Below are 23626 nucleotides of genomic sequence, written 5' to 3'. Positions count from 1 at the left end.
GTCCCTGGCCGGGGCGGTGGGGAGGGGTCAGCGGGCGAAGGCGGCGAGTTGCTCGCGGATGGTGTGCCGCGGGCGGTCCCCGTAGCCGGAGTGGGTGCCGAAGGTCCGGTATCCGTAGACGAGCGGCGGTGCCGGGGTGGTCCGGGCATGGGTGACCGTGCCGAGCAGCAGCAGGTGGTCACCGCCCTCCACCACCTGGGTCACCTCGCACACCAGCCACCCTGGGGCGGAGCCAAGGCGAGGCAGACCGTGATCGAACTGCCAGTCGACGCCGGCGAAGCGGTCGGTGCCACGGCGGGCGAACCCCAGCGCGAGGTCGTCCTGGGTGCGGGCGAGGACGTTGACGCCGAAGCGTCCGGTCGCGGTGATGTGAGAGAGGACCGCGGAACCGCGATCGAGTGCCACGGTGACCATGGGGGGCCGCAATGACAGCGACGCGAAGGCGCTGACCGTCGTGCCGTGGGGGCGGCCCTCGGCCGTGGCGGTGACGATCGTGACCGGTGCGCAGACGCCTGCCATGAGGTCACGGAATTCCTGCTCACCGAGGACGGGGACCATGGGATCTCCATTCGTCATGATGATTATGGTGATGTTGCATCGCTGTTTCGCACGACGTCAAGAGGTGGGAGGCTATTCGTCATAATGAATCAACGACGACATGACGCAGGATGGACCGACGGTGCCGGCAGACGGCGAGAGCACGCGACGCGAGGAGCAGGACGTGGCCAATGACAGGAGTGCCGACCCGCCGGCACTGCGACGCGCCGACTGGGGGCAGGCGGGGGGCGCGTCGCGTGCGGAAGCGGCGGCCGACCTCGTGGCCGAACTCGCGTCGCGGGTCACCCCCGGGACCCGGCTGGGGACGAAGGACGAACTCCGTGCCCGCTGCGGAGTTTCGGTCGGAACGTTCAACGAGACGCTCCGCCTGCTCCAGACGCGAGGAGTCGTCACCGTGCAACGCGGACCGGGCGGCGGCCTGTTCGCCGCCGAGCAGACCCCGATGGCGAGGCTCGCCCACTCCGTCCTGGCCCTGGACACCTCCCAGGCGGACGTGACCCAGGCTCTGCGCATCCGCAACGCGCTGGAGCCCCTGCTGTGGCAGGACGCCCTGTGGCACGCCTCGCCGGCGGACATCAAGGATCTGCGGCTCCATCTCGAACCGATGGACGCGGCTGTCGAGGCGGGCGATGTCGACGCGTTCGTGCGGGCCAACTGGCGCCTCCACGCCAGAGTCGCCGACATCACCCCGAACGCACTGCTGTGCTCGCTGTACGTGGCTCTTCTGGAGGTTGTCGAGCGGCACGCGCTGGACGTCCGCCCGCAAGGGGGCGTCGCCCTGACGCAGCACATCCGGGACCGGTGCAGGCTGCACACCGCGCTGGTCGACACCCTCGAAAAACGCGAGGAGGAGGCGTTGATGCAGCTGGTCGCGGAACACGACACGACGACGGACACGACGACGGCCGCCGGCGCGGACTGACCCAGGATCATCCGCGTTCGGACGCGACGACTGCCTGCACGCGTCTTGCATAGGAGGACCATCGTCCTATTTCATCGGTCGGGCGGCCAGACCCTGCCGCCGCCTATCTCACACCCCTGTGGAGGCGTGATGTCCCGAACAGAGCCGAGCCTGGAAGAGATCGCAGCAGCGCTCACCGAGCTGCTGCGTACCGAGGAGATCGCCACCCTGGCCGTACTGGACGACGGCGGCTCCCCGTCCGCCTCGGCGATGCACATCGCCGCCGACGGACTGCGCGTCTACATGCACGCCTTCGCCCAGACCCGCAAGCGCTCGGAGATGGTCGCCGACGACCGCGTCAGCTATGTTGTCAGCCACCTGCCGTCAGGGGGCTACGACGAACGCTTCGAGACCCGCTCCCTCCAGGTCAAGGGTCGGGCAACGCTGGTGGTCGAGCCGGACGAGATCGCCCTGGCCGCTCGCCTCAGCCGTGAGCAGTTTCCGTGGGCGGCGGACTCGGGCCTGTTCGAGAACGTCCGAGGTCCGGAAGAAGGGCAGCAGGCCTTCTTCCGTATCGATCCCGTTCAGGCCGTGTGGGCGGACCACAGGGTGGGACTGATGTGGCGGACCGTCCTGGACTTCAGCACCGACGGGAGGAGTCTGACCGCCGTGCACCCCTACAAGGAGCTCTTCCTCCCCTCGGACTGAGGCCGATGCCTCCCCCGGGCCGGGGCCGGAGACGGTTCAGTCTCCGCCCATCGCCGGCCGACTGCCGATGTGTTCGGCGGCGTCGCGCACGGCTGCGACCACCTCGTCGAGCCGCCGGTCCGGAATCCGGTGTTCCAGGGCGGCCACACTCAACACGGCCTCCATCGTCCCGGAGGCTCCGCGGACAGGGGCGGCGATGCCCAGGATGTCCACGTCCGGCTCACCCCGGCTGACGCAGTACCCCGCGTGACGAATCTCCGTCAGCTTGGCCATGAGTTCTTCGAGGTCCGTCAAGATGCGCGCGGTGAACCGCTCGAGTCGCTGCCCCGCCGGCAGCTCTCGGCACTCGTCCTCGGTAGCCGTGCGAGCAGGGTCATGGCCGAGGCCCCGGCATTGGCGGGCAGAACGCTGCCGCGCTCGTAGGAGATCCGTACCGGATGGGCCGCCTCGCAGCGCTCCACGCAGATGGCGCCCCCGCCGGCACGACGGGTGAGGAGCACCGTCTCACCGACTGCCGTGGACAGATTCCTCATCACGAGGAGGGCGATCTCGCTCCAAGGCCCGGTCGGCAGTCGAGTTGCGCTCCCGGTGCTGCCCGGCCGGGGCCACCGCCACCTGCTGTCGTCCTGTACTGCAGGACATCGCACGCGGGAAGGGAATCGCCTCCGCCGCGGGCAGCCGTTACCGCCAGCCGCTACTGGACCGGCTGATAGGCGGCGCCACCGTCGTTGAGCAGCCGTTCGGCCTCCGCATAGATCTCCTCGGGCGAGAGGGAGAAGTCGATGGTCTTGCGGAAGGGCTGCCGCACGTCCCGCTCGATACGGAGGTAGACCTCGTTGCGGTTGCCCTCCGGGTCGAAGAAGTAGATGCCGAGGGCGTTGCCGTGCGTCACCTCTTGCTGGACCTCGGCCCCTTCCTCCTCGAACCGTCGGTGGCAGACTCGCAGGTGCTCCACGGACTCCACGCGCCACGAGATCTGATGCTGCTGCTTGTCACCGATGCGCGACGTCCGCCCGGTCTGGAGCACGAACTCGTGGTGCTCCTCGTGCGGTCGCGCGCTGAAGAACACGATCCCGAGCTCCTCGTCCTCGTCGGTCACCGCCAGCCCCATGACGCGCTCGTAGAAGTCCCGCATCTTCGGCAGGTCGTACACCCACAGTCCGGTGTGACCGAGTCCGGTGATAGCCACGGTCTACCCCTATGTCTCGTTAAGCAGGACTCTGGCCCTGCCACACGCAACTAGCGTTTGAGTACCGTTCACACCGGTCAATGAAGAAGAGGTGCACACCACATGCGCTTTGCGCCTCTGCGCGCGCAGAACGCCTCGACCGCCCGGCACAGCACCAGCCGTTCCACGTCGGCACCGCGCCGGACGAGGTCTTCCAGATAGTCGTCGAGGGCCAGTGCGTCGGCGCTGTCGGCGTGTCCGGCGCGCTGCCGCACCTGGACGTGGCCGTCACGCAGGCGGGTGCGGGTGCGGTGGCCTCTTCGTCCGCCGCACCCGCCCCGGCGCAGGCACGTCTCGATGACCGGTCGTTATGACGTGATCGTCGCCGGCGCCGGTCCGGTGGGACTGATCACGCGCTCAAGCTCGCGAGATCGGGCGGGCAGCGCCCCGGGTTCACCCCGTACCTCGGGTGGGGTTCCATGGCCGCCCTCGATGGCGAATCGCTGGCGTACCTGACCATCCGCGAGGGCGAGGACGAGCAGGGCCGGGTACTGGGAGGTCGGCGTGATCGGCCACGGCGGGGCGGCGCCGACCTCGCCGAGCGCGTCGTGAGCGAGATCCGTGCCTGGGACGCGAGTGGCGGCAACGACGCCCCCGAACCGGGCTTCCGGATGGCCGTCGCGGACTCGCGTGAACGGCTGACGGAGGACGACCCGCGCTTCATCATCGACAAGCCCTACAGCCGACTGGTCGTCGACTGGGCGCGCAACGGCTGAGTCGATGATCCCCGCGATAGCCAGCCGCATCCCCCTGGTCCGCCGCACCAAGGCGCCCGCGCTCCCCTTGGAGGAGCGCATCAACCACCTCACCGGGCTGACCGTCGCGCCCGCAGGTGCGGGCCACCACGACCTGGTGGCCCGCACCTGCGGGGTCCTCAACTACGCCGCGCTCATCGCCTCTGAGATCGGCCTGCCCGACCTGGCCGAGGATCTGTGCTGGCGCCAGCATCAGGTCTTCGCTAACGCCGGACGCCTCAGCGGACGGGTCGCCGTCATGTCGCTCATGCCGCTGGTCAACCTCGCCCGGCTGCAGACCCGCACCGGCCAAGGGGAAGCCGCCTACGACCTGTTGGTCCGTCTCAGCCACGCCGCGCGGCATCGGGAGAAGACCGAGATCGACGGCCGCACCGTCGCCCTCTCGGCCCTGACTGGCACGGACGAGGACCACCGCACCGTGTGCCAGGAGCTGTACGTCACCTTGCTCGTGGACGGCGCCCGCGCCCTCGCCCAGACCACTCCTGGGCCGTTGATCGCTCACGACGAGTAGCCGACGTTCCGTAGCCCATGCGCCTAGTGACTCGTTACGCGCCGTTGGCCGGGTATTCGATCCAGGGTCGGATCGGTGAGCCTTGGCGAACTTCGCCTTCGGCTCGGCGCGGGCGTTGCACCAGCGGATGTAGCCGGCGATGCCCGCATTCTGCTCATCGTGTGTTCGGTGGTCGGTACCGTTCAGCGCGAAGTAGCGCAGGGCCGCGAACTCCGAATCGATCAAGTTCAGCCACGAGCCGTTGGTTGGTGAGAAGACCAGTTCGACGTCGTTCTCAGCGGCCCAGGTGCGGGCCTCGGCGTGCCGGCGCGGGGAGAACTTGTCCAGCATGGCGTACAGCTGGTGCGGGATGGAAACTGACGGGGAGCGCTGTTGGCACGCGGCCGCCGCAGACGAGTTCCGGCTCCGGCGGTGGCGAGTGCACGAACTTCCGCTTTCTTTCGCCGTGGTTCAGGTCAGCGCATTCGCGAGTGCTTGTGTCTGAGCGGTCCGGAATTCCTGGGAGATCCCGGCTTTCGGGGAAGCGAGGTCGAAGCCGTGGAAGGCACCGTCGACCACCAGTTGTTCACAGTGGACGCCTGCAGCCCTCAGTCGCTCGGCGTAGGTCATGTCTTCCTTATAGAACAGGTCCAGTGAGCCGGTGCCACCCAAGCTGGTGGGAGTCCGGACAGATCGTCATGCCGCGCCGGTGCGGCGAGCGGGCTGATGTCGGCCGATCCCGGAGCAGTGCCCAGGTAGGACTGCCAGCCGAAGAGGTTGGCGGTGTTGTTCCAGCCGCGGAAGTGGGTTTCGTCGATGTCGGTGCGGGTGACGGTGCGGTCGTCGAGCATCGGATAGGTCAGCAACTGGAAGACTGGCCGCACTTCCGCGCGCTCTCGGGCGAGCAAAGCCAACGCGGCGGTGAGCCCGCCTCCCGCACTGGCTCCGCCGACGGCGATACGCGTCGCGTCGACGTCTGTGTGTTCGGCCAGCCAGGTAAGTGCCCGGTAGCAGTCGTACAGTGGGGTCGGGAACGGGTCCTCCGGTGCGAGGCGATAGTCGACGGATGCGACGATGATGCCGAGTTCACGGGCGAAGTGGCGGCATACGGCGTCGTCGACAGCCGCCGTCCCCATCACGTATCCGCCGCCGTGAATCCAGAGCAGTGCGGGCGAGGGCACGGAGACACCGGATGGCGGCGTGTATGTCCGTACGGAGATCGGGCCGACGGTCTCGACAGTGACGTCCCGGGCGTGGCGCGGTTCGCGAAGCCGGTCGAGCGTCCGCATCAGCCGGAGCCGTCGGGCACTGACGGGACTGCGCGGCACCCATCGTGCAACCTTGCGGAGGTCGGGGTGGAACACGTCGACGTTCATGACGCCCCCAGTCTCAGCGCGCCGTCCAGGCGGATGACCTCACCATTGAGGTAGTCGTTCTCGACGATTTCGACGACGAGACGCGCGAACTCGTCCGAGTGACCGAGACGCTTCGGGAGCGGCACGTTCGCGCCGGCTGCCGCCCGGACGTCCTCCCCCGCCTCCACGAGGCCCAGCATGTGAGTGTTGAACATGCCGGGCGCGACGGTCATCACTCGTATCCCCTGGGCCGCGAGGTCCCGAGCCGCAGGCAGCGTCAACCCGGCCACGCCGCTCTTCGACGCCGCGTAGGCAGCTGTCCCCGCCAGGCCGTCGAAGGCACCGATGGACGCGGTGTTGATCACAACACCGCGGGCGTCGTCCGCCAGCGGTTCCGTCTTCGCCATGGCCTCGGCGGCCAGCACCATCACGGTGAACGTGCCGATCAGGTTGATCTCGACGACCCTGCGGAAGAGCGCGAGGTCGTGCCAACCCTGGTTCGAGAGGATCGGCGCGGACGCCGCGACACCCGCGCAGTTCACCACCGTGCGCAGCGGCATTCCGCAGTTCGCGGCACGGTCGACCGCAGCCCGCACCTGCCCCGTGTCGGTCACGTCGGCCTCGACATAGGTCACGCCGCCCACAACGGACGCCTTGTCGATGCCCTCGGCAAGATCGAGCGCGAACACCCGCGCTCCCCGCCCGGCCAGCTCCCGCGCGGTCGCGCCGCCCAAGCCTGAGGCACCGCCGGTGACGAGAGCGGCCGTGTCCTTGATATTCATCGCGTCTCCTTGACCTCCAGACCACGGCGCAGGGCCCACCACCAGGTCAGCCAGCCATCCGCTTACTGATCACTGCGTCCTGGAACACGTTGCAGCCGCGGAACCGATACCCGGTCCGGCGCAGCGCATCCGCCATGCCCAGCCCACCCGCCAACGCACAAGGGATCACAACCTTCATGCTTCGGCCAGGTACATAGCCGCAACCGGACCCCTATGTGGCAGTTGACTGCAAGATCCTCCTGGCGTCGAAGCTAGCACAAGTTGCAGTCGACTGAAGGTTGCTAACCTGTCATTGTGACCACCGACACCGAGCGCCGGTTGCGCGCCGACGCCGCGCGCAACGCCGAGCGCATCCTGCGCACTGCACGCGCGGTCTTCGCCGAGCTTGGCCCCGATGCGCCACTCGAGGAGATCGCCCGTCGCGCCGACGTGCGTATCAGGACCTTGTACAACCGCTTCCCCAACAAGGCGGACCTGGTACGAGCCGCCCTCGACCTGGCCATCGCCGAGGACCTCACCCCTGCCGTCGAACGAGCCCTCGCCGACGATGACCCACTGCACGGCCTCGTCAGCCTGATCGAGGCCGCCATGGGTCTAGCAGCGCGTGAACTGCACACACTGGCCGCCGCGCGCAGCGCCGGCACCCTGACGGCGGAGGTCTACACCCCCTTTTACGAGGCACTGAGCCTGCTCGCCCGACGCGCTCAGGACGCCGGCCTGCTCCGCGCGGACCTCGTCCCCGACGACCTGCCCCGGCTCATGGCCATGCTGACCACCACACTGTGGACCATGGACCCCAGCACCGATGGCTGGCGGCGCTATCTGACCCTCATGTTCGAAGGCCTGAGGCCAACCATGGCGAAACCCCTGCCCTCGCCGGTCACCTTGCGGATGGATTCCCGAACGGGCAACTGGTCACGCTGATCCCAAGGCGCGCCGAGGCGTCGCCCTGCATCCACGCTCGGCCACCCGCCGACGCTCGCCTACGAGCTTCACGACCGAATCGCCCTCCAGCGCGCCCGCGTCCGTGCCCTCTCTCTACGGGCGGAGGACCTGACCGCCTCCGAACTCGCTTCCCGACAACTGGCCTTCGAGCCGGCCGACGAGAAGGGCCCGGGGATGAGCGGGACGGTAACGGCAGTCAGCAGCAACAGCGAGTACTCGTTCACCAAGCCCAACCGGGCCAGCATCGTATTACTTACCGGGCTCGGGGTGGAGGGGGACGTGCACGCCGGCGTCACGGTCAAGCATCGCTCGCGTGTCGCGCAGGACCCCACCCAGCCGAACCTGCGCCAGGTCCACCTCATTCACCAGGAGCTCTTCACCGAAGTCGGCGGAGAGGGATTCAACGTGGCGCCCGGCGAACTCGGCGAGAACATCACCACGAGCGGCATCGACCTGCTCGGCCTGCCCGTCGGGACACTGCTGCGCATCGGCAACGAGGCGATCGTGGAGGTCGCCGGCCTGCGGAATCCCTGCCTGCAGATCGACAACTTCCAGGACGGGTTGCTGAAGAAGGTCGTCGGCCGTGACGAGGCCGTGGAAGATCGTGCGTAAGGCCGGGATCATGAGCGTCGTCCAGGTGGGCGGCATGGTGCGTCCCGGCGACACGATCACGGTGGAGCTTCCGGACGAGCCGCATCGGCCCCTCGACCGGGTCTGACCTCCTTCGCGAGCAGGCCGTGACGTGTCGATGGCCGCGCGGGTTCTTGTGGTGTGAACATCAAGCTGGCCCGCGCGGCCATGGCACATCATGCCTTCTGCGGCATCTCGCAATAGCATCTCGGCTTTGATCGAAGAACTCGCGCCACGCTGCGAGTCCGGACGCGACGAGCGGCGTGGTGGTGCCCGGCGACGCGAGACTGGAGCCGGTCCGAAGTACGAACTGGTCTTCATCGGTCGGGTGTTGGCGACACTGGTCCATCTGCGGACCGGGCTGACGCATGCGGCGCTCGGCGTGATCTACGAGGTGGGCCCCTCCACCATCGGCCGGGCGGCCAGCGAGGTTTGACCGCTGCTGGCCGCGCGCGGGTTCGCCGTGCCGGGCCGGCCCGGCATTCGGCTGCGCACGCTGGACGACGTGTTCGCCTATGCCGACGCGGAGGGCGTGACCTTGCGCATCGACGGCATGGAGACCCCAGTTCGCCGCCCGAAGGCGGGCCGCCCCGGCAGGTGGGCGTTCGTCTCCGGCAAGCGAAAACAGAACACCATCAAGACGACCACGATCAGCGACCACCAGGGCCGGACCCTTTGGTCCGGTGCCGAGCGGCCCGGCCGAATGCACGACCAGACCGCCGTGCGCACCGAGGGCATCGCGGAGCAGTTCCGCCAGTACCCACGGGTTAAGGTCGAGGTCGACGAGGGCTACCGAGGCCTGGCCAACGAGTTCCCCGGCCAGATCTCGGCCCCGCCCAGGAGGCCGAAGGACATCCACAGTGCGCCACTGACCGAGCGATACGGATGGCGCGAGATGCGCCGCCGCCAGTCCTCCCGCCGGATCTGCGTCGAGCACGCCAACGCCGAGCACCGACAGTGGCGACCACTGCAGCGATACACCGGCCGTCGCGAGAACTACGGTGAAATCCACCGAGCCATCGCCAGCCTGGTTTCCGACCGTGCCGCCCTACGGACCTCCCGCCACCGGCCCAGCACCGAGTTGGTACACGTCCGCGCGGCGGCCTGCTGAATCACCCACCAGCCGAACTGCCAGGCCAGCACGCCCCAACCTCAATCGCGGGTCGGCTCGTTACAGAAGCTTCGGAGTCAAGGTGAGTCACATGGGCCTCCAAGCATCCTTTCCGGGTTTTCCCACATGGGACTCGTAGGGTGCGCGGCATGTCAGATCACACACCTTCCTTCATGAATCGCCGCAAGGTCCTCGCAGCTGGTGGCGCGGGTGCCGCGGCTGTCGGGCTGGGCCTGGCCTACGCGGCCACCGCCAAAGCAGACCAGGCTCAGACCTCGGCCTCCGCGGCCGACACGTCCGCTTCGGATGATGCCCTGACCCTGACCAAAGAGACCATCGAGGGTCCGTATTACCTCGACTACGACCTGCACCGCGTCGACATAACCGAGGGCAAACAGGGCACCCCGCTGGACCTGCGCATCCAGGTACGCAACTCGCAGGACGCCAAGCCGGTGAGCAATGTCGCCGTGGACATCTGGCACTGCGACGCGCTGGGCATCTACTCGGGCTACGAGGAGGCGTCTGCAGCTGGCAGCGGCGGCAGCCTGCCGAGCGGCACGCCCACGGCCCAACCGACCGCCGGCGGCTCCCCCGGCATGCACGAGGAACCGGACAGCAAGACCACCTACATGCGCGGCTTCCAGATGACGGACAAGGACGGCTGGGTTCGGTTCCGCAGCATCGTGCCCGGCTGGTATACCGGGCGAGCCGTGCACATCCACGTCAAGGTGCACACCAAGGGTGTGCTCCTGAACGACGCCTACGCAGACGGCACCACCGTGCACACCGGCCAGCTCTTCTTTCCCGAGGATCTGATCGACGCGATCACCAAGGTCAAGCCCTACACGTCGAACGAGAACCCGCTCACCACCAACAGCAGCGACGGCATCTACAGCGGTGACACAACCACGGACGGCATGCTCGCCGTGTCGTGGGACAAGAAGAACGCCGCCAGGACCGTCAAGGCGTCGATCAGGATGGCGGTCGACCTGGACACCGAGAACGATGGCCGCTCGGGCGGGATGACCATGCCCAGCGGCTCGCCCTCATCCTGATCTCCGCCTCGCCCTGAGCCCCGTGGTTCGCATCTCACTCCAGCACGGGGCGGATGCGGTCTCGGACTCCGCAGCACAGGAGTTCGGGACCGCCCAACGTACAGCGAAGCAAGATCAGTGGCCGACCGTCTCACTCCTGCCCCCGCCCGACCCATCGCTGCCTGAGTCGGCCACCGCACCATTGAGCGGTGTGCATCGTGAAGTCGCAGGTCGCGGGTCTGGTGTGAATGGCGAGTTGGATACTCGTGCCGGTCGGCGGCCGATGACCAGGGCGTAGATCATCGGGCGGGTCCGGCTCCGGTGGGATGCCGGGTTCGGCTGAGCCCACGACCGGCCCCCGCCTACGATCCGTCAGCAGGTCGGCACGCCGTGAGAACGCGGGAGGGCGAGGGGGATGCAGGAGCGGCAGTGGATCACCGCCCGCCGGAGCGAACGGGATGCCCTCCCTGAGGAGTTGGCCAAGCAGCTTCAGGAGGTCCAGGCAGAGCGGGATGAAAAGAACCCAGTTGGATTGCGTTCAGTTTCAGGACAGCCGGTTCTCCGGTTCGTGGCTTTTCATCCGGGCCATGGTGAAGGCGGTGAACACGCCGATCGCGTAGAGGGCGACGAGGCGGTCCACGCTGGCGCCGGTGACCAGCAGCAGGGCGAGGGCGATCACGGACAGGGCGATGATGCCGTTGGAGAAGGCCAGCCGGTGGCCACGCCGGTCAGCGCGCGGGGGTAGGAAGCGGTCCTCGGCGACAAAAGCTCGCCAGTAACGGGAAACCGGTGAAGGGGGTGTTGGCTCCCGTATAGAGGATGAGGGCGGTCGCGAGCTGGACCAGGACCAGGCCCGCGTCCCCGGCCGTGCCGTTGCCGACGACCAGCCGGGCTTCCTGGGCGATGACGGTCGGGGTGCCGTCGGTGTACGGGATGGCGTGCGTGACGTGAGCGAGCAGCGACACTCCGAGGACCACGGTGCCCAGGACGCAGCTCATCACGATGAGGGTGCGGCGGGCGTTGCGGCCCTGGGGCTCGTGGAAGACGGAGACGCCGTTGGAGATGGCCTCCAGGCCGGTGAGCGAGGAGCCGCCGTTGGCGAACGCGCGCAGCACCATGAACAGCGAAGCGCCGTACAGCCAGCCGCTCTCCGGATGCCCCAGCGGGACCGCGCCCGGGGTGTGGACGTCGGCGTGCGGCAGTCCGCCCAGCGCCCAGCGGAACGCCCCGACGGCGAACATCAGGCCGACGGCCCCCATGAACAGGTAGGCGGGCGCGGCGAAGAGCCGGCCCGCCTCGCGCAGGCCGCGCAGATTGCCGTACGCCAGGATGACGACCACGCCGACACTGACGGGCGTCTGGAGGTGGTCGAGCCCGGTGAAGGAGTCGCCGAGCAGATGGGCCAGCGAGATCAGCGCGTTCGTGCCGGCCGAGACCTGCACGGCGACGGTCACCGTGCAGTCGACGAGCAGCGCGACGGCGGCGATCTGCGCGATGTCCGGGCCGAGGTTCTCGCGGGCAACCACATAGCTGCCACCCGCCCTGGTGTAAATCATCACGACATCGCTGTAACAGAGCGTCAGCAGCAGGACCAGCAGGATCGCCCCGGTCACCGGCATCAGCAGGCTGAAGGCCGCCGCCCCGACGACCGGCACCAGGACGCGCAGCATCTCCTCGCTGCCGTACGCGGACGAGCTGATGCAGTCCGAGGCGAGGACCCCCAGCGCCATCGGATTGCCGAGCTTCTGCCCGCTGATCCGCTCCGTCGTCAGGGGCGGGCCGAGCAGATGGCGCTTGACCCGGTACCGCAGCGGCTCGGGCAGGACACCTGCGGGGTCATCCGTCATGCGCATGCGCTCATACTGCCCGCCGCCGCGCGACCCATTGTGCGGGTTGTGGTCGGCTGGTCGCGCAGTTCCTCCCCCAGCGCCCCTTTCGGGCGCTGGTGCTGCCCGCGCCGCGGGCGCGGCCACCCCGTCCGGCATCGCCCCGACTACGCCCTCGCGCTGTCCGCCTCCGCCGCAAGCGTCGGCGGCTCCGTCGCGGTGTGCGGCTCGTCCGTGATCGTGGGCGAGGCGCGGTCGGGGGCGGTGGAGACCGCCCGCCACCAGGAGTCGAGCGGCAGAGGCGTCAGCCCCGTCAGCCGCAGACCCGGACCGTCTAGCCACACGTCGGAAGTGAAACTAAACTGAACGGTACAGTGCACTAATTGGGACGGGAGCATCATGGCTTTTCTCGAGGATCATGACTGGCAGGGGCGCGTCTTCTCCGGTAGGTGGGTGGACGGGTCCGGTGAGCCCTACGACTCCGTCGAACCGGCCACCGGCAAAGTGCTGGGCCGGGTGGGCGCCGCCACGCCCGCCGACCTCCACCGTGCCGTGGGACAGGCCGCGGCGGCACAGCGTGCCTGGGCGGCCCTGCCGTACATCGAGCGGGCACAGGTTCTGCGGCGTGCCGGGGCCCTGTTCGAGAAGTACCAGGCCGAGATCGCGGACTGGATCGTGCGCGAGTCGGGTGCCTTGCGCCCGTTCGCGGAGTTCCAGACGTCGAACGGAGCCGCCGAGGAGTGCTACGAGGCCGCGGGCCTCGCGGCGGCCCCGTTCGGTGAGGTGCTCCGCTCGGTCGAGGACCGGCTGTCGTTCTCGCGGCGCAGGCCAGTGGGCGTCGTGGGCGTGATCTCCCCGTTCAACGCACCGATGGTGCTCGCCATGCGGGCGGTCGCGCCGGCATTGGCCCTGGGCAACGCGGTCGTCCTCAAGCCCGACCCGCGCACGGCGGTCTGCGGGGGCGTCACGATCGCGCGGGTCTTCGAGGAGGCCGGCCTCCCCGAGGGCGTGCTGCACGTCCTGCCCGGCGGCGCCGACGTCGGAGCAGCGCTGGTGGACAACCCGCGTGTACCGGTCATCGCGTTCACCGGGTCGACCCGGGCCGGCAAGGCCATCGCCACGGCGGCGGCGCAGCGCTTGAAGCGGGTGCATCTGGAGTTGGGCGGCAACTCGGCCCTGATCGTCCTGGAGGACGCCGACCTGGACAAGGCGGTGTCGGCGGGCGCGTTCGGCTCGTTCCACCACGCCGGGCAGATCTGCATGGCCTCAAGCCGGCATCTGGTCCACGCCTCCATCGCCGAGGAGTACACCGCACGGCTAGCCGAGCGGGCCGACGCGGCGCCCGTGGGAGACCCGGCGACAAACGCGGTCGCGGTCGGTCCCATGATCGACGAAATGCAGCTGAAGGCCGCCCACTCCGTCGTCACCGACAGTCTGGCCGCCGGAGCACGGCTGGCCGCGGGCGGCACGTACGAGGGCCTGTTCTACCGGCCCACGGTCCTGGCCGACGTACCGCTGACCGCGCGTGCCTACACCGAGGAGATCTTCGGCCCTGTCGCACCCGTCGTCGCCTTCCAGGACCTGGACGAGGCCGTCCGGCTCGCCGCTGACACCGAATACGGCCTCTCCCTCGGCATCCTGACCCGCGACACGGCCAGGGGTCTGGCGCTGGCCGACCGCATCCCCACCGGGCTCGTCCACATCAACGACCAGACCGTGAACGACGAGGCCACCGTGCCCTTCGGCGGCGTCGGCGCGTCCGGCAACGGGTCCCGTCACGGCGGCGTGGCGGCCAACCTAGAAGCCTTCACCGAACAGCAGTGGGTCACGGTCCGGGACGAGATCCCCGTCTACCCATTCTGACCCGCGCAGGTGAGGGCCGACGGCGGATTCGCCGTCGGCCCTCACCTGCACACCGGCCAGTGCGGGATCACTGCGCGGGCACGAGCCCCTTGCGCAGGAGCTGCAGCGGCTCGGTCCAGCGCAGAAGTTCGTCGAGCATGTCCGTGGCGGCCGCCTCCAGGGGCGGGGTTGGCTGGAAGCTGCCGTCCTGGACGAGCTGGAACACGAAGGGGATCGCGACGCCCTCCGGGATCGGCATCACCTTCAGGGTCGTCAGTACCTGCTTGAGTACCTGCACCGATCGCAGGCCGGCCGCCACGCCGCCATAACTCACGAACGCGGCCGGCTTGCACAGCCACTCCCGGTGGAGGTAGGAGATCGCGTTCAGCAATGCGGCGGGAGGACCGAAGTTGTACTCGGGCGTCACGAAGACGAAGGCGTCCGCCTCGTCGACCGTGGCGCTCCAGGCACGGGTGTGCTCGTGGGCGTACTGCCCCGTACGCGGGTGCGCCGGTTCGTCGAGGAGCGGAAGTCCGAACTCGGCCAGGTCGACGAGTTGGACGTCGAAGCCGCCGTGCTGTTCGGCGGCCTGCGCCGCCCACTGCGCGATGGGCAGCGCCAGACGGCCGGGGCGGGTACTGCCGACCACTACATGCAACGTGGGCACGAAGAAGCCCTTCTTGTCGGTGAGAGGGAGTACGAGGGACGATCCGTGGTCAGCTGTGACCCCGCGGGGGAGGTCCGGGGTGCCGGGGCAGGGCCGCCTTGGTGACGCCGCTCCAGTGCTCGGACAGCAGCCCGTCCCGGACGCGGAAGGCGTCGTAGACGTAGTACGGGTATGTCCCGCCGTCGGGGTCGGGCTGGGGCAGCAGCCCGGCGCACACGACGATGTCGCCCTGGGCGAGGAGCAGCGCCGGCGGGTTGAGCGGCTCGGCGGGCGTCGGCACGGGGCCGTCGGGGAACTGGATGCGAACGAACTTCTCCAGCCCGGCGCGACCGGTCGGGTAGTGGGCGACGTACTGGTGGTAGTCCTCCGTGACGAAGTCCTTGACGGCGTCGGGGTTCCGCGCGTCGAAGATGCAGCGGTAGAAGTCAGTCACCAGACGTTTGTTCGCCTCCATGTCGTTCCCGGGCGGCGTCGACACGAGAACCGCGCGCGACGGCGTGTCCGGTGCCGGCGGCTGCGGCAGAGCGACCTTGTTGACGGACGGCCACCGCTCCGTGATCCGCCCGTCCCGGACTCGGTAGGTGGTGAACGTGTAGTAGTCGAAGGTGGCTCCGGGAACGTCCGGATCGGGCTGCGGCAGGTAACGGCAGACACAGACCAGGTCGTTGTCGGCAATGATGAAGACGGGTTCCGGCGGCTGACGGACGCCGTCCGCGTCCTCGGCCCGGGCCTCACGCCGGAAACGGTCTCGCAGGTGTTCGGTGTACGCCTGGACGCCGTCCGGGATGTCCGCGCCGTGCTGAATCAGCTCGGGGGCGACGTAATCGGGTATGGCGTCGACGTTGCGAGCGGCGATGACAGCGGTGAAGAAGTCGACCACCAGCCGCTTGGCGGCGACGGTCGCAGGGGTGGGTACAGCAGACATGGAAAGGCTCGCTTTCGTTGGGGTTGCGGCTCGGGCGACCGGCGGATCCACGTCAGGCGGGCACCGCCGATCGCTCACCGCTGTCCAGGCGCCGGAATCGGCTGCCGTGGAAGACCAGGGGGTCGGCGGCGGAAACCGTCCACAGACGGCCGACCTCCAGCAGTGCGATGGCGTGGTCGCCAGCGGGCAGTTCGTCGCGCAGTGTGCAGTCGAACCACGCGATCGCGCCGTGCACGAACACGGCGCCGTGCTCAGTCGCCTTCCAGCGCACGCCCGTGAAACGGTCCTCCTCCCGGCCGGCCAGCGCACGACACACCGTGTCCTGGCCCTCCCCCAGTACGCTCAGGCCCAGCTGGGGCAGTGCCCTCAGGCTTCGCCAGGTGCGCGACGAGGTCTGCAGGCAGACCGAAACCAGCGGGGGAGCCAGCGACACCGAAGTGAACGAGCTCACGGCCATACCCACCGGGTCGTCGCCCTCTGTCCCGCACATTGCGATCACTCCGCTGGGGAAGCAGCTGAACGCCTCTCGCAGGGTCCGCTCGTCGAGGGCGGTCGCCGGCTCCGGCCGACGTTCGTCCCTTGGGACGCCGTCGCGCCGCACACGCTCCCGGTCAACCATCGGGATCACCTCTCAGCCGACCTGCGGCAGGCCGCTGGCGAACATGGACAGGGGCTCGAGGCCGAGGACCTGGCGGCCGCTGATCTCAGCCATCGGGTCGAACCGGATGGCGCCGTGGGTCGCCAGCACGCGTATGTCGCGCACGAAGCGCTGGATCGGGTTGTTCAGGCTCACCGTCGAAGAGCCGAGGGCGAGTTGGAGTCGGTCCACCGCGTCCGCGCAGAGCCGGACGGCGTAGACGAGGTCCATGGTGATCTCGGACTCCTCCGCCGCGGTGAAGTCCTCCCCCGCCAGCGCCCGACGGTCCACCTCGTCGGCGTGCCGAAGGATCACGGCTTCGGCGATATTGACCATCGCTCGCGCCGTACCGGCGGACACCTGGGTGGACGGCATGTCCGCCACCGTCGGATAAGGCAGATTGAACGGCTTGCGTGCCCTGGCCTGCTCGATGAAGCAGTCCAGGGTGCCTTGGGCCATGCCGAGGGCGATCGCCACGTTGGTGAGACAGGTGATGACCATCAGCGCCCGCGCCCCGTTGCGGAATCCGACGCCCGAGTAACGCTCGCGGACGCCGTCCATGGCCGCGGGGAGATCGGCCATGTCAAGGACTCGGTGCTCAGGGACGAAGACCTCTCCCTCGACCGTGATCGAGTTGCTCGACGTGCCCTTCAGGCCCATGACCCGCCAGTCGTCCACGATCGTGTACTGCTCACGCCGCAGGAGCGCCATCGCCCGGCGGAGTCGGCCCTGCGCGTCCTCGTACTCCACGCCGACGACCGCCCAGGCCGCATGCTTGCATCCGCTGCCGAAGGCCCACTTGCCGGAGACGAGGAAGCCCCCATCCACCGCGCGTGCCGCGCCCACGAGGGGGGAGAACACCGAGGCACCCACAGCGAGCGGCCCGACCCAGGTGTCGACCTCCTTGAACACCTCCTCGACGGCCTGCTCGGGAAAGCCGAGCAGATTGCGGATGCCGCCCGATACGAACACGGTCCATGCGGCCGCTCCGTCCCCCTCCGCCAGCGCCGCGATGACCTCGACGGTGTCGCGTGCGCCGAGGGCGTCCCCGCCGAGTTCGGGCGGAAGCATGATCTTGAACACGCCGGCCTCGTGCATCGCCTGGAGGGTTTCCGGGGTCAGCGCGCCGATCTCCTCTCCTGCGAGGGCGTTGCGGCGCAACAGTGGCACAAGGCCGCGTGCGGCGCCGGAGCGCGAGGCATTCTGCTCACTCATCAGGCGGCTCCTTCAGGGATTCCGGGGGTCGGTGCCGTCCCGGCAGACTCGAAATTGAACTGCACCGTCCAGTACAACATCGACGGTACGATAGGGTCCCTTCCAGGTCAACAGGCGAAGCAGTACGGGCACCTGCGGAGTGAGCGGGCCAAGGAGGAGCGAGATGACGGTCAAGGGACACCCCCGCAAGACGACGGGGTCCCGGGGCAAGCGGGAGACCGTACTCGACGCTGCCGTCGAGGTGTTCCTCGCCCGCGGCTTCGACCAGACGTCAATGGATGCCGTCGCGGCCCAGGCAGGCGTCTCGAAGACCACCGTCTACGCCCACTTCGGCGACAAGGTGGAACTCTTCCGCGCCGTAATCGAGCGCGGCGGCTCCTCGCTGGACTTCGACCTCGACCAGGCGATGCTTTCATCCGTCGACGACCCGCAGGAGAGGCTGACGCACATCGTCACCAAGCTTCTCGAGGCGACGACCGGCCCGCAGTTCCTCGCCCTCGTCCGCGTCATGGCCACGGAGACAACCCGCCGCCCCGAACTGACCGCGGCACTGCGCACGCTCGGCGTGCCGCACGTCGTCGATGTCGTGGCCGCGACGCTGCTGGAGGACGGCCGACGGCACGGCTACACGCTGCGGGACGCCCACGCGTACGCCGCGATGTTCGTCCGCATGGCGGCGGCCAGCCCGCAGATGGACGCCCTGTTGACCCCGAAGCCGCATCTCGACACGGCCCGACTGACCGCGCACGCCCGCTGGACTACCACCCTGTTCCTGCGCGCCCTGCGCTCGCGGGACCCCGAAGTGCTGCCCGAAGCGCCCCTTCGCACGGTCGGCGACATCTTCCCCTGGACCGCAGAGCCGCGCACACACTGACCCGCCCCCGCGTTCTCCCGACGCAGACACCGCCTCACACTCCGCTCCGGAGAACGGATTCCACAGGGCGGCGCTCAGGTCGAGGAGGCCCTACTCGTCACTCGTCCTGCGGGCGGACCTCGACGCGCTCGCCGTACTTCTCCAGCGCCGGGAGGAAGGCCATCGACGACCGGGTGCGGCCGCCGTACAGCAGGGTCCACGGCGTACCGAGCAGCTCGGCGTGCTGGACATCGGCAGGATCGGGTTCCAGCACCCCTGTCTGGGCGTGGTGGCCCACCACGGCGTGCAGATCCTCCAGGAACGGCATCGCCGCACTGCGCAGCCCCAGGGCCGGCGACGCCCGCGACGCCGGCTCCCACATCCGGACGCCGATCCGCACGCGGCGAGCCGCGTCCCGGGCGAGCAGCCAGCGGTGGACCAGCTGGTTTACCAGGCTGGAAGTGGTGGACAGCGGCAGTCATGCCCGCGCGGACAGCTCACTGACTGTCAGGACCGGCGTCTGCGGACCGAACCCCTCCAGTGTCCGCACGAGCCGGTCGACCATCGAGTCACCGGAGGAGGATCGCGCCATGGCTGCCCCGAGCGTCGCCGGCGGGCACGGCGTCGGTCCCGGCAATATCCTGCGCGAGCAGGATGTCGGTAGTGCGCTGGATGTGCGCGCGCAGGGCCTCGACCGCGTCTTCGGTGCGTCGTGCGGTTGCGAGCTCCATCAGGGCACGGTGCTCGACCTCGACATCGCGGCCGCGCTTCTCACCCAGCGGACCGGCCCACTGCCGGTACACCTCGGCGGTGTCCCGCAGGGACCGCACCAGTGCGAGCAGGCGTGGCCTGCCGCAGGCCGCGACGAGGGCGTCGTGGAACGCGGCGTGTGCCTCGGTCCACTCGTCGCTCGCGCCCGGCGACCGGCCGTCGGAGATCGGCGTTCGTTCCAGCACGTGGTGGGCCGAGACCACCTCGCCCTCCCAGCGGACGTCGGCGGAGGCGATGGAGCCCGCCAGGGCCTGGCACTCCAGGGTGAGGCGCAGTGCGGTGAGGTCTTCCAGGTCGGCGCGGGAGAGCGGGGTGACCCGGAAACCCTGGTTCGGCGTCGTCGTGACCAGTCCGTGCCCGCTCAGACGGTTCAGCGCCTCCCGTACGACGGACATGCTGACCGAGAACTCACCGGCCAGGGCGGCCAGGCGCAGTGGCGAGCCCGGCCTGAGGCGGCCCGCCAGGATGTCGGTCCGGATCTGCTGGTAGGCGCGTTCCGTTCGGGTGACCGCTGCGTCGGTTGCCGGCATGGGCCCATACTGCCTTACGTTCTCGTGCTCGGGTCTTCGGGCTTCACCGCCGTGGCCACCGGGACGCCTCGGGGGCGGCCGGCTGCAGCCGGAGGAACGGCGACATCTCGCGAGACATGCGCTGGATCTCGGCGGGGAGCGGGGCGCGCGGCGGCGCGGGCGTCGAAGGGGTACACGTACGACTCGTACGTGCCGTCCAGGCCCCAGTCCTCCAGGATCCGTACCGTGCTGGCGCGCAGGCCGAGCGCGGCGCAGCGTTCCCGTTTGACGGCCGCCTGGTCGTACACCTCGACGTCACAGCCTTCCGCCCGCAGCCTGCCGGCCGCGGCCAGACCGCCGATGCCGGCTCCGAGGATCGCGATGGGCAACAATGCTGCCGTACTCATGTCACTCCTTGCTGTTCGGTGGGTTGGTAGGTGGCGCGCTCGTCGACGGTGCGGCGAGGCGCACAGGAACCCGACGGCGCCGGGCCATGGCGACGAACGCGTCGAGCGAGGCCGGATCGCTGATCGAGCCGGGGGCGACGACGTCGTCCGGGTCGGCTCCGCGCAGGATGCGCTTGACGGGGACCTCGAGCTTCTTGCCGGTACGGTTGTAGGGGATGGCGGGGACTGCCTCGACGGTGTCCGGGACGTGCCGGGGCGACAGCGCCGAGCGGATGGCGGCCTTCAGCCGGTCCCGCAGGACCTCGTCCAGCGACTGCCGTGTGACGACGAACAGCGCCAGCTCCCCGGGGCCGCCCTCCGGGTCCTCCAGATGGACGACGAGGCTGTCGTCGATCTCGGGCATCTCCTCGACGACCCGGTAGAACTCCGCGGTGCCGAGCCGCACCCCGCCGCGGTTGAGGGTGGCGTCGGAACGGCCGGTGATGACACAGCCGCGGTCCTCGCCGAAGCGGATCCAGTCGCCGTGCCGCCAGATGCCCGGGTACCGGTCGAAGTAGGTGGCGCGGTAGCGGCTCGCCCCGGGGTCGTCGCCCCACAGTCCGACCGGCATGGACGGCATCGGCGCGATGACGACCAGTTCCCCCAGCCGGCCGACCACGGGCTCGCCCCGGGGATCGAACGCCTGAGCGTGCACGCCGAGCGCGGGCCCCGACATCTCGCCCTCCCACACCGGCTGCAGCGGCGAACCCTGGACGAGACCGGTGCAGACGTCGGTGCCGCCGCTGCCGACGTTGAGCAGAACGGTGTCGCCGAACTGCTCGTGGATCCACCGGAACCCCTCGGCCGGCAGCGGACTCCCGGCGACGGGCAGGTGTCGTACGGCGGACAGGTCGAACTCCTCGGCCGGTCGCACCCCTGCCTTCCGGCAGGCCATGAGATAGCCGGGGCTGGACCCGAAGTGGGTGGCGCGGGTCTCTTCGGCCACCCGCCACTGGTGCCGCAGGTCGGGGTGGAGCGGGTTGCCGTCAAGGAGCACGATCGAGGCGCGCGTGAGCAGGCAGGAAACGAGGACCTGCCACATCATCCAGCCCGTGGTGGTAAACCACAGCATGCGGTCGCCGGCCCGCAGGTCCCAGTGCAGTGCCAGGCTCTTGAGGTGTTCGAGCAGGATCCCCCCGTGGCCGTGCACGATCGCCTTGGGCTTTCCCGTGGTGCCGGAGGAGAACAGCACGCACAGCGGATGGTCGAACGGCACCGGCTCGAAGACCAGTGGCCCGGAATCGGCGAGCAGGGCGTCCCAGCCGACCGCGTCCGGCAGCGTGCCGGGGCCGTACGGCACGTCGACGACCCGCTCGACGCTCGGCAGGGCCGCGCGGATGCGCGCCACTTCGGCCCGCCGGTCAATCTGCTTCCCGCCGTAGACGTAGCCCGGGACGGCCAGCAGGACCTTCGGTTCGAGCTGGCCGAACCGGTCGATCACGCTCGGCACGCCGAACTCCGGAGCGCAGGAGGCCCAGACCGCGCCCAGGCTCGCGGTGGCGAGGTAGGCGACAACCGCCTCGGGGATGTTGGGCAGACAGGACACGACCCGGTCGCCCTTGCCGACGCCCAGCCGCCTCAGACCTTCTCGGGCGCGGGCGACCTGGTCACGCAGGTCGGCGTACGACAGCCGGACGGGTCCACGCGTCTCCGAGCGGGCGAGGACCGCGGTGCGCTGGGCGTCCTCCGCGTCCCCGAGGCAGTGCTCGGCGTAGTTGATCCGTACTCCGGGAAACCATACGGCGCCGGGCATGCGGGGATCGGCCAGGACGCAGTCGTACGGGGCCCGCGACCCGATGCCGAAGTGGTCCCACAACGATCCCCAGAATCCCTCCGGGTCGGTGACCGACCACCGCCACAGTTCCTCCCAGCCGGGCAGGGACAGGCCCCGGGACTCCCGTAGCCAGTCGAGGTAACCGGCGGCCCGTGTCTCACGCCGGATCCTTGGGGGCAGTTCGTACAGCGGTCGGCTCATCGGCTGTGCCTACCCGTCATGAGCTCGGCCAGGCCTTCGGGCTCCAGGAACGACGGGGGCGGCGGCGGCCCCCATCTGGCGAGCGCGCGGGCGCCGGTCCGGTCCTGCGGTGTCCAGAGCTGGTCGTCGACGACGCAGTCGCCGCCGTCCATGGTGGACAGGCCGGCGGTGCCGCCATCGCCGGGCGTGGAGAGGGCGAGTCCGAAGTTCTGGTAACAGTTGGCCGTCGTGGCCACGTCGGGGACGCCGACGGTGATGATCCCGAGCCCGTGCAGTGCCATGTCGTCTCTCCGATGCGGCGTCGTCATTCCTCCGGTGCGGCCTCGTCGTGACCGGGGCCGACGGTGAAGGTCGTGTGGATCGTCCCGACGGTCTCCACGAAGGTCGTCAGCGTCTCGCCGGGGCGCAGGAACCGCGGCGGGGTGTGGCTCATGCCCACCCCGGCGGGCGTGCCGGTGAAGATCAGGTCTCCCGGCAGCAGCGGGCAGACGCGCGACAAGCGCGCGATCAGCTCGGGAACGGGGAAGATCATGTCTTTCGTGTTGCCCGACTGGAGGACCCAGTCCGCCACTGAACAACCTATTTCGAGGGCGTCTGGGTCGGCGAACTCGTCCGGCGAGACGATGGCGGGGCCGGTCGGCCCGAAGCCGGGAAACGACTTGCCGAGCGAGAACTGAGGCACCGGGCCGGCCAGCTGAACCTTCCGTTCCGACAGGTCCTGGCCCACCATCAGCCCGGCCACGTGACCCCAGGCGACTCCCTCGGCGATGTGTTCGGCACGCCGGCCGATCACCACCACCAGCTCGGCCTCGTAGTCGACGTCCGTGCTGGGAAGCGTCACCGTCGCCTCGGGGCCGGTGACGCAGACGGGGAACTTCGTGAAGACGGGCGGGGCTGTCGGCAGCTCCCGGATGCCGGCCTCCGCGGCGTGATCGCGGTAGTTGAGCCCTACTGCGAACACCTGACGGGGCAGCCGCACCGGCGCGTCCAGCCGGGCCGGATCCACCGGCCGCACCGGCCCGCGCAGCCCTGCCGCCACCTCGGTCAGCTCGTCCCAGCGCTCGATCGCGTCCAGCACGTCGGGCGTGAACGACCCACCGGTCGCCGTCGCGACATCGATACCGCCGCCGTCCACCAGCAGGGTCAGCCGGCCTTCATAACTGGCAATCCTCACCATTCGACTCCTGTTCGCGTACGACTCCGCTCGGACACCTGGGCCAGACGGTAATTTCAGAATTATCGATAATCAAGGGTGATGTCGAAAGTCAGTCGATCGTCGGTACGCCAGAGCCATCGGCGCCGGCGGCGAGGTCCGGCCTGCGTTCCTGGTGGCAGGAGCCGGGCCGCCCGGCGTGGGCCGGGCAGGCTGCAACTTCGCCACCGGGAGCCGTCCGAATCCTCCCCCTCCCCCGGCCGTTGACGAAGGCCGCCGGACGGCCCTGCCACTCACATTGCTCATGCAG

Annotated in this window: 22 protein-coding genes and 5 pseudogenes; 10 read left to right on the top strand and 17 right to left on the bottom strand. The window is 69.3% G+C overall.

Annotated features, from left to right (window positions below):
• Window positions 1-27 precede the first annotated feature (27 nt).
• Entirely contained in the window at window positions 28-576 is a 549-nt protein-coding gene (locus OG852_RS47415) for a flavin reductase family protein (RefSeq protein WP_330351257.1), read from the bottom strand.
• A gap of 145 nt (window positions 577-721) precedes the next feature.
• Here OG852_RS47415 and OG852_RS47410 point away from each other — a divergent pair, with 145 nt between their 5' ends.
• Together OG852_RS47410 and OG852_RS47405 are read left to right on the top strand one after the other, a co-directional pair.
• On the top strand, window positions 722-1480 hold the full coding sequence (locus OG852_RS47410) for a FadR/GntR family transcriptional regulator (protein ID WP_330351256.1): 759 nt from the start codon (window positions 722-724) through the stop codon (window positions 1478-1480).
• 129 nt (window positions 1481-1609) lie between these two features.
• A complete protein-coding gene (locus OG852_RS47405) occupies window positions 1610-2167 on the top strand; it encodes a pyridoxamine 5'-phosphate oxidase family protein (RefSeq protein WP_330351255.1) in 558 nt (185 codons plus the stop codon).
• A 36-nt stretch (window positions 2168-2203) separates the two neighbouring features.
• Here OG852_RS47405 and OG852_RS47400 read toward each other — a convergent pair.
• Both OG852_RS47400 and OG852_RS47395 read right to left on the bottom strand, forming a co-directional pair.
• Window positions 2204-2700: pseudogene (locus OG852_RS47400) on the bottom strand (IclR family transcriptional regulator).
• Between the two features lie 161 nt (window positions 2701-2861).
• Window positions 2862-3356 carry a VOC family protein gene (locus tag OG852_RS47395; RefSeq protein ID WP_330351254.1) on the bottom strand — a complete coding sequence of 165 codons (495 nt, stop codon included), beginning with the start codon at window positions 3354-3356 and terminating at the stop codon, window positions 2862-2864.
• A gap of 458 nt (window positions 3357-3814) precedes the next feature.
• On the opposite strand from OG852_RS47395, the gene OG852_RS47390 reads away from it, so the two are divergent.
• Both OG852_RS47390 and OG852_RS47385 read left to right on the top strand, forming a co-directional pair.
• Window positions 3815-4111 carry a hypothetical protein gene (locus OG852_RS47390; protein ID WP_330351253.1) on the top strand — a complete coding sequence of 99 codons (297 nt, stop codon included), beginning with the start codon at window positions 3815-3817 and terminating at the stop codon, window positions 4109-4111.
• Window positions 4112-4115: 4 nt separating this feature from the next.
• A complete protein-coding gene (locus OG852_RS47385; RefSeq protein ID WP_330351252.1) occupies window positions 4116-4661 on the top strand; it encodes a hypothetical protein in 546 nt (181 codons plus the stop codon).
• 450 nt (window positions 4662-5111) lie between these two features.
• Here the strand turns inward: OG852_RS47385 and OG852_RS47380 are convergent.
• Window positions 5112-5929, bottom strand: a pseudogene (locus OG852_RS47380) (alpha/beta hydrolase).
• A gap of 83 nt (window positions 5930-6012) precedes the next feature.
• Window positions 6013-6777 carry an SDR family NAD(P)-dependent oxidoreductase gene (locus OG852_RS47375; protein WP_330351251.1) on the bottom strand — a complete coding sequence of 255 codons (765 nt, stop codon included), beginning with the start codon at window positions 6775-6777 and terminating at the stop codon, window positions 6013-6015.
• Between the two features lie 294 nt (window positions 6778-7071).
• Here OG852_RS47375 and OG852_RS47370 point away from each other — a divergent pair, with 294 nt between their 5' ends.
• From OG852_RS47370 to OG852_RS47350, 4 genes and pseudogenes are all read left to right on the top strand, one after another.
• The gene (locus tag OG852_RS47370) at window positions 7072-7701 is read left to right on the top strand and encodes a TetR/AcrR family transcriptional regulator (RefSeq protein WP_330351250.1); all 630 of its coding nucleotides are present in this window, start codon (window positions 7072-7074) and stop codon (window positions 7699-7701) included.
• A 195-nt stretch (window positions 7702-7896) separates the two neighbouring features.
• A pseudogene (locus OG852_RS47365) lies at window positions 7897-8440 on the top strand (MOSC domain-containing protein).
• Window positions 8441-8520: 80 nt separating this feature from the next.
• A pseudogene (locus OG852_RS51150) lies at window positions 8521-9463 on the top strand (transposase family protein).
• 149 nt (window positions 9464-9612) lie between these two features.
• Window positions 9613-10518: an intradiol ring-cleavage dioxygenase gene (locus tag OG852_RS47350; RefSeq protein ID WP_330351247.1), complete on the top strand. Its 906-nt coding sequence runs from the start codon at window positions 9613-9615 to the stop codon at window positions 10516-10518.
• Window positions 10519-11080: 562 nt separating this feature from the next.
• Here OG852_RS47350 and OG852_RS47345 read toward each other — a convergent pair.
• Together OG852_RS47345 and OG852_RS47340 are read right to left on the bottom strand one after the other, a co-directional pair.
• A pseudogene (locus tag OG852_RS47345) lies at window positions 11081-12344 on the bottom strand (APC family permease); the annotation flags it as partial.
• Window positions 12345-12490: 146 nt separating this feature from the next.
• Window positions 12491-12667 (bottom strand): hypothetical protein, encoded by a 177-nt coding sequence (locus OG852_RS47340; protein ID WP_330351246.1) that lies wholly within the window; start codon window positions 12665-12667, stop codon window positions 12491-12493.
• Window positions 12668-12722: 55 nt separating this feature from the next.
• On the opposite strand from OG852_RS47340, the gene OG852_RS47335 reads away from it, so the two are divergent.
• Window positions 12723-14186: an aldehyde dehydrogenase family protein gene (locus tag OG852_RS47335; RefSeq protein WP_330351245.1), complete on the top strand. Its 1464-nt coding sequence runs from the start codon at window positions 12723-12725 to the stop codon at window positions 14184-14186.
• A gap of 67 nt (window positions 14187-14253) precedes the next feature.
• Here OG852_RS47335 and OG852_RS47330 read toward each other — a convergent pair whose 3' ends face one another.
• The 4 genes from OG852_RS47330 to OG852_RS47315 are packed head-to-tail and all read right to left on the bottom strand — an operon-like array spanning window position 14254 to window position 17609.
• Window positions 14254-14832, bottom strand: a complete 579-nt coding sequence (locus tag OG852_RS47330; protein WP_330351244.1) for an NADPH-dependent FMN reductase — start codon at window positions 14830-14832, stop codon at window positions 14254-14256.
• Window positions 14833-14881: 49 nt separating this feature from the next.
• On the bottom strand, window positions 14882-15757 hold the full coding sequence (locus OG852_RS47325; protein ID WP_330351243.1) for a nuclear transport factor 2 family protein: 876 nt from the start codon (window positions 15755-15757) through the stop codon (window positions 14882-14884).
• Window positions 15758-15809: 52 nt separating this feature from the next.
• Window positions 15810-16376, bottom strand: a complete 567-nt coding sequence (locus OG852_RS47320) for a flavin reductase family protein (RefSeq protein ID WP_330351242.1) — start codon at window positions 16374-16376, stop codon at window positions 15810-15812.
• A 12-nt stretch (window positions 16377-16388) separates the two neighbouring features.
• Complete coding sequence (locus OG852_RS47315; RefSeq protein ID WP_330351241.1) at window positions 16389-17609, bottom strand: acyl-CoA dehydrogenase family protein; 1221 nt, start codon at window positions 17607-17609, stop codon at window positions 16389-16391.
• A gap of 163 nt (window positions 17610-17772) precedes the next feature.
• Here OG852_RS47315 and OG852_RS47310 point away from each other — a divergent pair, with 163 nt between their 5' ends.
• Complete coding sequence (locus OG852_RS47310) at window positions 17773-18483, top strand: TetR/AcrR family transcriptional regulator (protein WP_330351240.1); 711 nt, start codon at window positions 17773-17775, stop codon at window positions 18481-18483.
• 97 nt (window positions 18484-18580) lie between these two features.
• Here OG852_RS47310 and OG852_RS47305 read toward each other — a convergent pair whose 3' ends face one another.
• The 6 genes from OG852_RS47305 to OG852_RS47280 all read right to left on the bottom strand — a co-directional run bounded on the left by OG852_RS47305 (window position 18581) and on the right by OG852_RS47280 (window position 23337).
• Entirely contained in the window at window positions 18581-18862 is a 282-nt protein-coding gene (locus OG852_RS47305; protein ID WP_330351239.1) for a hypothetical protein, read from the bottom strand.
• 169 nt (window positions 18863-19031) lie between these two features.
• A complete protein-coding gene (locus tag OG852_RS47300; protein ID WP_330351238.1) occupies window positions 19032-19763 on the bottom strand; it encodes a GntR family transcriptional regulator in 732 nt (243 codons plus the stop codon).
• 14 nt (window positions 19764-19777) lie between these two features.
• Complete coding sequence (locus tag OG852_RS47295; RefSeq protein ID WP_330351237.1) at window positions 19778-20149, bottom strand: NAD(P)-binding protein; 372 nt, start codon at window positions 20147-20149, stop codon at window positions 19778-19780.
• A gap of 1 nt (window position 20150) precedes the next feature.
• The gene (locus OG852_RS47290; protein WP_330351236.1) at window positions 20151-22163 is read right to left on the bottom strand and encodes an acetoacetate--CoA ligase; all 2013 of its coding nucleotides are present in this window, start codon (window positions 22161-22163) and stop codon (window positions 20151-20153) included.
• Window positions 22160-22444 carry a hypothetical protein gene (locus OG852_RS51145; RefSeq protein WP_443064636.1) on the bottom strand — a complete coding sequence of 95 codons (285 nt, stop codon included), beginning with the start codon at window positions 22442-22444 and terminating at the stop codon, window positions 22160-22162. Before OG852_RS51145 ends, OG852_RS47290 begins: the two co-directional genes overlap by 4 nt.
• A 23-nt stretch (window positions 22445-22467) precedes the next feature.
• Window positions 22468-23337: a fumarylacetoacetate hydrolase family protein gene (locus OG852_RS47280; protein WP_330351235.1), complete on the bottom strand. Its 870-nt coding sequence runs from the start codon at window positions 23335-23337 to the stop codon at window positions 22468-22470.
• Between the last annotated feature and the right edge of the window lie 289 nt (window positions 23338-23626).

Origin of the sequence: Streptomyces sp. NBC_00582 (assembly GCF_036345155.1) — a bacterium.
In the GTDB taxonomy this organism is placed as follows: Bacteria; Actinomycetota; Actinomycetes; order Streptomycetales; family Streptomycetaceae; genus Streptomyces.
This window is presented reverse-complemented; position numbering and strand designations above follow the sequence as displayed.

Bases quoted from the DNA above. Each gene is read 5' to 3' on its own strand.
- OG852_RS47415 (WP_330351257.1), bottom strand. From the start codon at position 576: ATGACGAATGGAGATCCCATGGTCCCCGTCCTCGGTGAGCAGGAATTC.
- OG852_RS47405 (WP_330351255.1), top strand. From the start codon at position 1,610: ATGTCCCGAACAGAGCCGAGCCTGGAAGAGATCGCAGCAGCGCTCACC.
- OG852_RS47390 (WP_330351253.1), top strand. From the start codon at position 3,815: ATGGCCGCCCTCGATGGCGAATCGCTGGCGTACCTGACCATCCGCGAG.
- OG852_RS47385 (WP_330351252.1), top strand. From the start codon at position 4,116: ATGATCCCCGCGATAGCCAGCCGCATCCCCCTGGTCCGCCGCACCAAG.
- OG852_RS47375 (WP_330351251.1), bottom strand. From the start codon at position 6,777: ATGAATATCAAGGACACGGCCGCTCTCGTCACCGGCGGTGCCTCAGGC.
- OG852_RS47350 (WP_330351247.1), top strand. From the start codon at position 9,613: ATGTCAGATCACACACCTTCCTTCATGAATCGCCGCAAGGTCCTCGCA.
- OG852_RS47335 (WP_330351245.1), top strand. From the start codon at position 12,723: ATGGCTTTTCTCGAGGATCATGACTGGCAGGGGCGCGTCTTCTCCGGT.
- OG852_RS47325 (WP_330351243.1), bottom strand. From the start codon at position 15,757: ATGTCTGCTGTACCCACCCCTGCGACCGTCGCCGCCAAGCGGCTGGTG.
- OG852_RS47320 (WP_330351242.1), bottom strand. From the start codon at position 16,376: ATGGTTGACCGGGAGCGTGTGCGGCGCGACGGCGTCCCAAGGGACGAA.
- OG852_RS47315 (WP_330351241.1), bottom strand. From the start codon at position 17,609: ATGAGTGAGCAGAATGCCTCGCGCTCCGGCGCCGCACGCGGCCTTGTG.
- OG852_RS47310 (WP_330351240.1), top strand. From the start codon at position 17,773: ATGACGGTCAAGGGACACCCCCGCAAGACGACGGGGTCCCGGGGCAAG.
- OG852_RS47300 (WP_330351238.1), bottom strand. From the start codon at position 19,763: ATGCCGGCAACCGACGCAGCGGTCACCCGAACGGAACGCGCCTACCAG.
- OG852_RS47295 (WP_330351237.1), bottom strand. From the start codon at position 20,149: ATGAGTACGGCAGCATTGTTGCCCATCGCGATCCTCGGAGCCGGCATC.
- OG852_RS47290 (WP_330351236.1), bottom strand. From the start codon at position 22,163: ATGAGCCGACCGCTGTACGAACTGCCCCCAAGGATCCGGCGTGAGACA.
- OG852_RS51145 (WP_443064636.1), bottom strand. From the start codon at position 22,444: ATGGCACTGCACGGGCTCGGGATCATCACCGTCGGCGTCCCCGACGTG.